This window comes from Gammaproteobacteria bacterium (assembly GCA_028817255.1).
Lineage (GTDB): Bacteria > Pseudomonadota > Gammaproteobacteria > Porifericomitales > Porifericomitaceae > Porifericomes > Porifericomes azotivorans.
In genome coordinates, this window is the sequence record JAPPQA010000017.1 from 1 (window position 1) to 8,473 (window position 8,473).

An 8,473-nucleotide genomic window follows, 5' to 3' on the forward strand; every position below is an offset into this window, starting at 1 on the left:
GCCGTCCGATTCCTGAGATTCCCGCTTGCGGAGCCCGCGGCCGATTTGCGAATTGGCCAGGGGAATTGCTCAGGGGCCAGGACCGGGATCAGGCGGTCTGGCAGGTGTAGCCGCGAAGTTTGGCGGCGAAGTCCGCCAGGGCCTGGATCCTGGTCTCCTCCGCCTGCCGGCACCAATCGCTCAACTGCCGCAGGCGCGCATGCCGTTCCTTGCGGGTCGCTGTCTTCTGTTGCCAGAGCGACTGTAGCCGCTGCTTGTACTGATACACCGTACTCACCGTTTTGTTGCTCCGCAACATCTCCTGCAGGCGTTCTTCGGCGGCCGGGCCCAGGAGCAATTTGTCGCGGACCAGCAACTTGCGATACCGCCGCAGGAACGAGCGAGTCGGCCGGTCGGCCTGCCGTCGGATCTCCTGACGACAAACCCGGGACACCACTTCCCGCAGATACGCCGCCATAACGTGGTGCCTGTTGCCCAGCACGGCCGCCAGCGTATCCAGGTCGGCGATCTTTTTGCTGTGATCGCGGACGGGCCGTTGCGGGAAGAGCTTGTTGACTCGGGCCAGCCCCAGCGCCTGCAAGACGCGGATATAGAGCCAGCCGATATCGAATTCCCATGGCTTGACGGAAAACTTGGCGGAACCGGTAAAGGCGTGATGGTTGTTGTGCATCTCCTCGCCGCCGATCAGCAGTCCCAGCGGCGTCAGGTTCGTGGAGCCGTCCGGGCACTCGAAGTTGCGGTAGCCCCACCAATGCGCCAGGCCGTTGATCACGCCCGCCGCAAAGAACGGGATCCAAATCATTTGCACGGCCCAGATCGGGACGCCCGCGGCCCCGAACAGGAGCAGATTGACGGTCAGCATGAGCAGGATGCCGAGGCAAGGATGGCGCGCATACAATTTGTTTTCCAGCCAGTCGTCGGGCGTGCCCTGGCCGTAATCGCGCAGGGTCTCCGGCTTGGCGGCCTCCGCGCGGTACAGCCAGGTCCCGCCCCAAAGCACTTTGTGGATGCCGTGGATGCGCGGGCTGTGCGGATCCGCCAGGCTTTCCACCTTGTCGTGGTGCTTGCGATGCACGGATACCCACTCCCGGGTCACCATGCCGGTGGTCAGCCAAAGCCAGCAACGGAAGAAGTGGCTCACGGCCGGGTGCAACTCCAGCGCCCGGTGGGCTTGGTGCCGATGCAGAAAGATGGTGACGGAGGCAATGGTGACATGCGTCAGGGCCAACGCGGCCAGCACATGGCCCCACCAAGGCAACAAGAAGTATCCGCTCATGGTTTCCCCTCTATCAGGCAAGAGGGGACAAGGCAGAAATATGAGGTAATCCGCACGCTTCCCCATCCCCTCGATAAGTGAGACCCTATTATACTGCAAGCCCGCACCTCGCCGCTATGCCCGTCAGCCCTGCCTGCGCCCCCCGCGGAGACGGGGGAGGCCGGACGGCGCGGCGGGCCGCGCTTGCGTATCCATACGGGAAGGAGACAATATGCGTCATGGAGGAAGGTTCCCTGGTCAATGTAGAACGGGTGTCCCGCTATTATGGGCCGCTGGCCGCCGTTCAGGGCGTGAGTTTCGACCTGCAACGGAGGCAGGTGCTGGGGTTGCTGGGGCCCAACGGCGCCGGCAAGACTTCCCTCATGAAAATGATTGCCGGCGTATTGGCCATGAACGAAGGCGCCATCCGCGTCGCCGGCCACGACCTGCTTGAAGAGCCCCTGCGGGCCCGCGGCAGCCTCGGCTTCCTGCCGGAGCAGCCGCCCCTCTACGAAGACCTGACCGTGGACGAATACCTCAGGTATTGGGCTCGTCTGCGCGGCTTGACCCGGCGGCAGGCGCGCGCCGCCGCGAAACGGGCCCGCTACGCCTGCGGTCTGGAAGACAACGGGCGACAGTTGCTCGGCAAGCTTTCCAGAGGATACCGGCAGCGAGTCGGGATCGCCCAGGCGATTGTGCACGAACCGCCGGTGGTTATCCTGGACGAACCTACATCCGGTCTGGATCCCCTGCAAATCAACGAGATCCGCCGCCTGATCCGCAACATCGCCGAGCGCTGCGGCGTTATCTTGTCCACGCATATCCTGGCGGAGGCGCAGGGCATCTGCGACCGGGTGCTGATCCTGAATCGCGGCCGGGTCGTTCTGGACCGGCAACTGTCCCAGCTCGCCCGGGACGCCGGGCAACGCGGCTTTCGCGTCGCCCTGCGACGGCCGCCGTCCCTGGAAACCCTGCGGGAAAAAGCGGACGAATTGCAGGAGGCGCGGGTGGAGATAGAGTCCATAGACGAACGGCGCTACCGCATCCGCCATGCCCCTGGGGAAGACATCCGCGAAGCCTTTGCCGGCATGGCGGCGACGCAGGGGTGGGGGCTGCTGGAACTGATCCCCGAGGAAGATCGCCTGGAGGAGACCTTCCTGCGGGTGACCCGGGATATCCCGGAGGCCCTGCCGGAGGCCGTCGAGGAAGTGCCGCCGCCGGCGGACGCCCCGGCAGCCGCCCCGGCGGATGCCCCGGCGGACGCCCCGGCGGAAGAGCGACAGGCTGCCCCGCCGCTGGACTCCCGGCCGGACGCCCCGTCCTCCTGATGCGCGCCGGCATTCTCTCTATTGCCGTCTGCGAACTGCGGCGCAGCCTCTTGTCGCCGCTGGCCTGGTGCCTGTTCGCCCTGTTCCAGTTCCTGCTGGCGCTGGTGTTCTTCAGCAATCTGCTGATCGCGCAAAGCTGGGGGGGCGGGCAGAGCCTGGCCGAAGGCGCCATTTACGTGCTGTTTTCTTCGGCGGGCACCTTGCTGCTGCTCACGGCGCCCATCTTCACCATGCATCTGTTCAGCGACGAACACCGTTCCGGCACCATGACCCTGTTCCTTTCCTCGCCGCTGTCCCTGCCCGATATCGTCCTGGGGAAATACCTGGGCATTCTGAGCCTGCTCGGCTGCCTGCTGCTCCTGATCCTGTGCATGCCGCTGTCGCTGTTGCCGGCAGTGCGCCTGCAATTCCAGCCGCTCTTGCTGCAGGCGCTGAGCTTTGGACTGCTGGCGATGCCCATGGCCGCCATCGGCATCTACGCCTCCAGCCTCACCGCCCGGCCCATGCTGGCTGCCCTCGGCGCCTTCTCGCTACTGTTTCTGTTATGGCTGATCGAGTTGCCGCGCCACCTGTGGACCGGAGAAATGGCCGAACTTTGCACCTACCTGTCCATATTCCGTCATTACTCCAGGCTTCTGCACGGGCAGATGGACACCGCCGACGTGTTTTACTTCTTTTTGCTGAGCGGCTTTTTCCTCGCCTTGACGGTGCGCCGCCTCCACAACCTGAGGGTGTTGCACTGAGGGTGTTGCACTAATGAAGGCCAGGTTCCTCAGCGGCCGACGGCTCTGGGAACACATGGGCAACGCCACTTTCCTGGTACTGCTGCTCGCGTTGACCGGTATCCTGGCCTGGCTGAGCGTCCGGTACTCCTGGCAGAGCGACTGGTCGGCGGATGGCCGGCACAGCCTGACGCAGGCGGACCGCGATCTGCTGGAGCGCATCGCGGGCGGGGAGATCCGGGTCACGGCCTTCGTGCACAGCGAGAGCGACAAGGAAGCCGTCCGCGACTTCGTCGCCCGCTACCAGGAAGTCCGTCCCTCCATTGCGTTGGACTTCATAGACCCCCTGGCCTCTCCGAACCTGGTGCGCGAATACGGCATCCAGGTGAACGGAGAGCTGCTCGTACAATACCGGCAGCGCCGCGAGAATCTCCAGCCGCGGCCCAGCCGCGAGGGCCTGGGAAAAAACTACGCCGGGGAAGATTTCCGCAACGTCCTGCGGCGGTTGTCCGCGGAAGGGAAGTGGCGGTTGCGCTTTCTCTCCGGCCACGGCGAGCGCCGCGCGCACGGCCAGGCCAACCATGACTTGCGGCAATGGACCGCGCAGCTCGAACGGCGCGGCTACGAGGTCAAGGACCTGCCGCTGGGTACCGTCGGGGGAATCCCCGCCGACACCGACGTGCTGGTCATCGCCGGCCCCCGAACCGAACTCCTGCAACCCGAGGCGGCGCTGTTGCGGCGCTACTGGAACGAGGGCGGCAATATCCTCTGGCTGTCCGACCCCGAGCCGGAAACGCAGCGCCAGGGCTGGCGGGAACTGGCCCGGACGCTGGGCGTGCGATTCCGTGACGGAGTCGTGCTGGACAATGTTCAGCGGCTGCAGGGGCTGGGCGACCCGTCCATTCTGCTGCTCGACGCCCAGAGCTATCCCACACACCCCGTGCTGGAAGGTTTCGACCTGTTGACCCTGTTCGCGGAAACCCGCAGCGTAGAGCGGCACGAGGCGGCGGGAGATGCCTGGCATTCGCAGCCCCTGCTGCTGAGCAGCGACCAGTCCTGGCTGGAGACTGGCGAGTTCAGCGGCCATGTGCAATACGATGCCGGGACGGACTTGCCCGGCCCCCTGACCCTTGCCCTGGCGCTGGAGCGCAGCCTGGGTTCCGGCGACAGCGGCGAACGGCAGCGGGCGATCTTCCTGGGCGACGGCGACTTTCTGTCCAATAATCTCCTCCAGAACGGCGGCAACGGCGAACTGGGCATACGCATGGTCAGCTGGCTGGCCGGCGCCGACTCCGCCCTCGGGCTGCCCCCCGAGCAGCCCGAGGACGCGCAGCTCGCCCTGTCCCAGCGCAGCCTTGTGTTGCGGGCCATGTCCTTCGTGTTGTTGCTGCCCGCGGCGCTGCTGGCCGCGGGCGCCGCCTTGCGCTGGCGCCGGCAGAAGCGATGAGCCGCGGCGGCCGCGTCAACCTGGCGCTGGGCCTTGTCACCGTGGCGCTGGCGGTGCTGGCGCTGGCCCTGTGGCGCCGCGAGGCGCTGGCGCCGCCGGGCCCCTTGCTGATGCCGGACCTCGAACCGGACACGGTGCGCGAGATTCGCATACAGGCCGGCGACAAGCCCGAAGTCCTGCTCGAGCGCCCGGCCGACCGTTGGCGCATGACCGCCCCCCGGGAGTTGCCCGCCGATTTGTCGCGCATAGAGCGCCTGCTGCAAGACCTGCGGGAGTTGCGGATCGTCGTCGTCGGCGAGGCGCCCCCGCTGGCCCTCGCGCCCTACCGCCTGGACCGGCCCGAGGCGCAGCTGCATGTCGCCGGGCGCAGGCTTGCGTTCGGCGCCGCCAATCCCCTGGACCTCCGCCGCTATCTGCACTACGACGGCCAGGTCCTGCTGGCGGAAGACTTGCTGTATCCCATGCTCTCCAGCCAGGCCCTGTTCTTCGCCGCCCAGGAATTGCTGCCCCCGGACTACTCCCCCGACGCCCTGTGCCACGCCGGCAGGCGCTTCGATTTGCATCGCAGCCCTGCGCCCGGTGCGGCCGCCGGCGGGCCGCCCGCAGACGCCGGCGGCGGCGAGGGCAGCGGGGCGGGCAAGGAGGCGCAAAGCGCCGGCGCTGGCGGCTTCTTCGACGGTCCGCGCATCGTCCGCGCCTGGCGGCGGGCGCGGGCGTTCCTGGTGGAGGCATACGCAGCGGAGGAGGCAACGGCGCCCGCGGAGGGGATGGCCGAACCGGGCAGCGCGGGCGGCGCGGCGGATGCGGGGGGCGCGGAGAATGGAGGCGCGGCGGGCGATGCGGGCGATGCGGCGGGCGATGGGACGGCGGCGACCGCGGCCGCGCCCGAGACGGTCCTGCTCGAATCCGAAGCGGGCGGCCCGCTGGAGTTTCGGATCGTAGCTCGCCGGCCCTTGATCCTGGCCCGGCCGGACCTGGGCATTCAGTACCGCTTCAGCGCCTCGCTGCTGCGCGAGTTGTTGCCGCCGGAGACGGCCCCGGCGCACGGGCCCTGCGGGCAGGGAACGAAGGCGAGCCGGTGAACCGTTCGCCGCAGCCGTCCGATCTATCTCGAATAATGACAGTCCTGCACGGGATGTCGAATGGCCGCGAGGGCGAATAATCTACTGATGCTTTTGCATCCAGCTTTGCGCCAGCTTTTGCGACTCTTCCAGCTGGCTCTGCGACACCTTGTCCCGCAAAAGAGCAAGCTTTTTAAACCCTTCGATGTTCCCCTGCGCCGCCGCAATGATGTACCACTTGCCCGCCTGCACATTGTCCTTGCGCGCGCCCTGACCCTTCTCGTACATCGAACCCAGGTTGTTCTGCGCCACGCTGTAGCCCCCTTCGGCGGACCTGCGATACCAATCCAGGGCGCGCATATGATCCTTCGCCACGCCCTTGCCCTGCTCGTACATCAGGCCCACGTCGTTCTGCGCCTCCAAGTCGCCCTGTTTGGCAAGGGGCAGGCATAACGGAAACGCCTTTTGGTAATCCCTTTTCTCTACTGCCTTCGCGCAGGCGCTGCCGCCGTCGGAACAAGCGGCGGCAAAGAAAACCGTTCCCGCGCCCAGTAAGAGAAATCCCAGTCCTTGCTTTCTCATTTTCGCAACCCTCCTCTCGTTTTTTGCGGCAACATGCGATACGGGCAATTTTATATGGCCTCGCGCCTTGGGTCGAGCCGCTGGCGGGCGCTTCGCGGCCCCATGGCGCGCATGTCGCCCATGTCGCGCAACCCCTGGCCGAACTGCCCGGGGCGGCCGCCCCGCCGCCTCTTCAGAACAGGCCCACGATGCGGCCGTCCGCGTCCAGGTCTATGGTTTCGGCGGCGGGCGCCCTGGGCAAGCCCGGCATGGTCATCATGTTGCCGGCGATCACGACGATGAAGCCGGCGCCGTGGGCCAGCCGCAGCTCGCGCAATTCGACGGTGTGGCCCATGGGGGCGCCGCGCAGGGCGGGGTTGGTGGAAAAGGACATCTGCGTCTTGGCGATGCATACCGGGAAGCGGGGGTAGTCGCGGCCCAGTTCTTCGATGCGGGCGCGCACCTTGGGGGCGGCATCCATCCCGGCGGCGCCGTAGATGCGGGTGCAGACGTTCTCGATCTTTTCCCACAGGGGGGTGTCGTCCTGGTAGAGGTAGCGGTGCGAGCCCTCTCCCTTGTCCAGCACGGCGGCGACGGCGCGGGCCAGGTCTTCGGCGCCGGCGCCGCCCTCGGCCCAGTGGCGGGCGACGACGGCCTCGCAACCGAGCTCCGCCAGGCGCTTGCGCAACAGCTCCACCTCGGCGTCGGTATCGCGCAGGAAGTGGTTGACGGCCACCACGCAGGGCAGGCCGTAATGGTCGCGGATGTTGCTCAGGTGGCGCTCCAGGTTGGCGAGCCCCTTTTGCAAGGCAGTCGTGTCCTCCTCGCCCAGCCGCTCCAGGGCGGCGCCGCCGTGGTACTTGAGCGCCCGCACCGTGGCCACCAGGACGACGGCGCCGGGGCGCAGGCCGGCCATGCGGCACTTGATGTCTATGAATTTCTCCGCCCCCAGGTCGGCGCCGAAACCGGCTTCGGTGATCACGCAGTCGGCCAGTTTCAGGGCCGCGCGAGTGGCGATGACGCTGTTGCAGCCGTGGGCGATGTTGGCGAAGGGCCCGCCGTGCACAAAGGCCAGGTTGCCTTCCAGGGACTGCACCAGGTTGGGCCTGAGCGCATCCTTGAGCAGCACGGCCATGGCGCCGTGGGCCTTGAGGTCGCTGGCGTAAACCGGTTTGCCCTGCCGGCTGTAGCCGATTACGATGCGCCCCAGGCGCTCCTTGAGGTCTTGCAGCGACGACGCGAGGCAGAAGATCGCCATTACTTCCGAGGCCACGGTGATGTCGTAGCCGCTCTCTCTGGGCACGCCGTTGGCAGCGCCGCCCAGGCCGACCACGACCTTGCGCAGGGCGCGGTCGTTCATGTCCACCACCCGGTTCCAGGCGACCGAACGCAGGTCCAGGTCGAGCGCGTTGCCCTGGTGGATGTGGTTGTCCACCATGGCGGCCAGCAGGTTGTGCGCGGCGCCGATGGCGTGGAAATCTCCGGTAAAGTGCAGGTTGATGTCTTCCATGGGGACGATCTGGGCGTGTCCGCCGCCCGCCGCGCCGCCCTTGATGCCGAAACAGGGGCCGAGGGAAGGCTCGCGCAGGCAGATCAGGGTCTTCCTGCCGATTCGGTTCATGGCGTCGCCCAGGCCGACGGTGGTGGTGGTCTTGCCTTCGCCCGCCGGTGTCGGGCTGATGGCGGTGACCAGGACCAGCCGGCCGTCCTCCCGTTGCCGCAGGGATTCGATGTACTCCGGCGCGAGTTTGGCCTTGTAGCGGCCGTAGGGCTCGAGGTGGGCCGCTTCGATGCCGAGCTGCTCGCGGGCCAGTTCCACGATGGGCTTCTTGCGCGCCTGGCGCGCGATCTCTATATCGGACATGATTTTTCCGGACTCCTTAACAACGTGCGGAACACCGGCCCCCGCGGTGGCGACAGGGGATTATGCTAGCAGTTGCGGGCGGGGCGGGGAATAGCGGCGCGCCGGCCTCTCCCGGAACGACGGCCTGCCCTCGTGCCGCGGCGCCACAAGCCGTTCCGCAATCGAGGGGAAGAAAAGCGGTTCTTACGCACCACTCCCCCCTTGAGGGGGAGTCGGCAAGACGAGGGCGCAAGCC

General features: G+C 67.0%; 7 protein-coding genes. 4 read left to right on the forward strand and 3 right to left on the reverse strand.

Annotation, left to right across the window (positions count from 1 at the left end):
• Positions 1 to 88: 88 nt before the first annotated feature.
• Positions 89 to 1,276 carry a fatty acid desaturase gene (locus OXU43_00725; GenBank protein MDD9823703.1) on the reverse strand — a complete coding sequence of 396 codons (1,188 nt, stop codon included), beginning with the start codon at positions 1,274 to 1,276 and terminating at the stop codon, positions 89 to 91.
• Between the two features lie 218 nt (positions 1,277 to 1,494).
• Between OXU43_00725 and OXU43_00730 the strand changes: the two genes are divergently transcribed.
• From OXU43_00730 to OXU43_00745, 4 genes are read left to right on the forward strand one after another with little or no spacing between them, the layout of a single operon-like run.
• Positions 1,495 to 2,583 (forward strand): ATP-binding cassette domain-containing protein, encoded by a 1,089-nt coding sequence (locus tag OXU43_00730; protein ID MDD9823704.1) that lies wholly within the window; start codon positions 1,495 to 1,497, stop codon positions 2,581 to 2,583.
• A complete protein-coding gene (locus OXU43_00735) occupies positions 2,583 to 3,326 on the forward strand; it encodes an ABC transporter permease subunit (protein ID MDD9823705.1) in 744 nt (247 codons plus the stop codon). Before OXU43_00730 ends, OXU43_00735 begins: the two co-directional genes overlap by 1 nt.
• 13 nt (positions 3,327 to 3,339) lie before the next feature.
• A complete protein-coding gene (locus OXU43_00740; protein MDD9823706.1) occupies positions 3,340 to 4,752 on the forward strand; it encodes a GldG family protein in 1,413 nt (470 codons plus the stop codon).
• Positions 4,749 to 5,834 (forward strand): DUF4340 domain-containing protein, encoded by a 1,086-nt coding sequence (locus tag OXU43_00745; GenBank protein ID MDD9823707.1) that lies wholly within the window; start codon positions 4,749 to 4,751, stop codon positions 5,832 to 5,834. The genes OXU43_00740 and OXU43_00745 overlap by 4 nt, the downstream gene beginning before the upstream one ends.
• Positions 5,835 to 5,915: 81 nt before the next feature.
• Here OXU43_00745 and OXU43_00750 read toward each other — a convergent pair whose 3' ends face one another.
• Positions 5,916 to 6,395: a tetratricopeptide repeat protein gene (locus OXU43_00750; GenBank protein ID MDD9823708.1), complete on the reverse strand. Its 480-nt coding sequence runs from the start codon at positions 6,393 to 6,395 to the stop codon at positions 5,916 to 5,918.
• 172 nt (positions 6,396 to 6,567) lie between these two features.
• On the reverse strand, positions 6,568 to 8,238 hold the full coding sequence (locus OXU43_00755; GenBank protein ID MDD9823709.1) for a formate--tetrahydrofolate ligase: 1,671 nt from the start codon (positions 8,236 to 8,238) through the stop codon (positions 6,568 to 6,570).
• Positions 8,239 to 8,473: the final 235 nt, after the last annotated feature.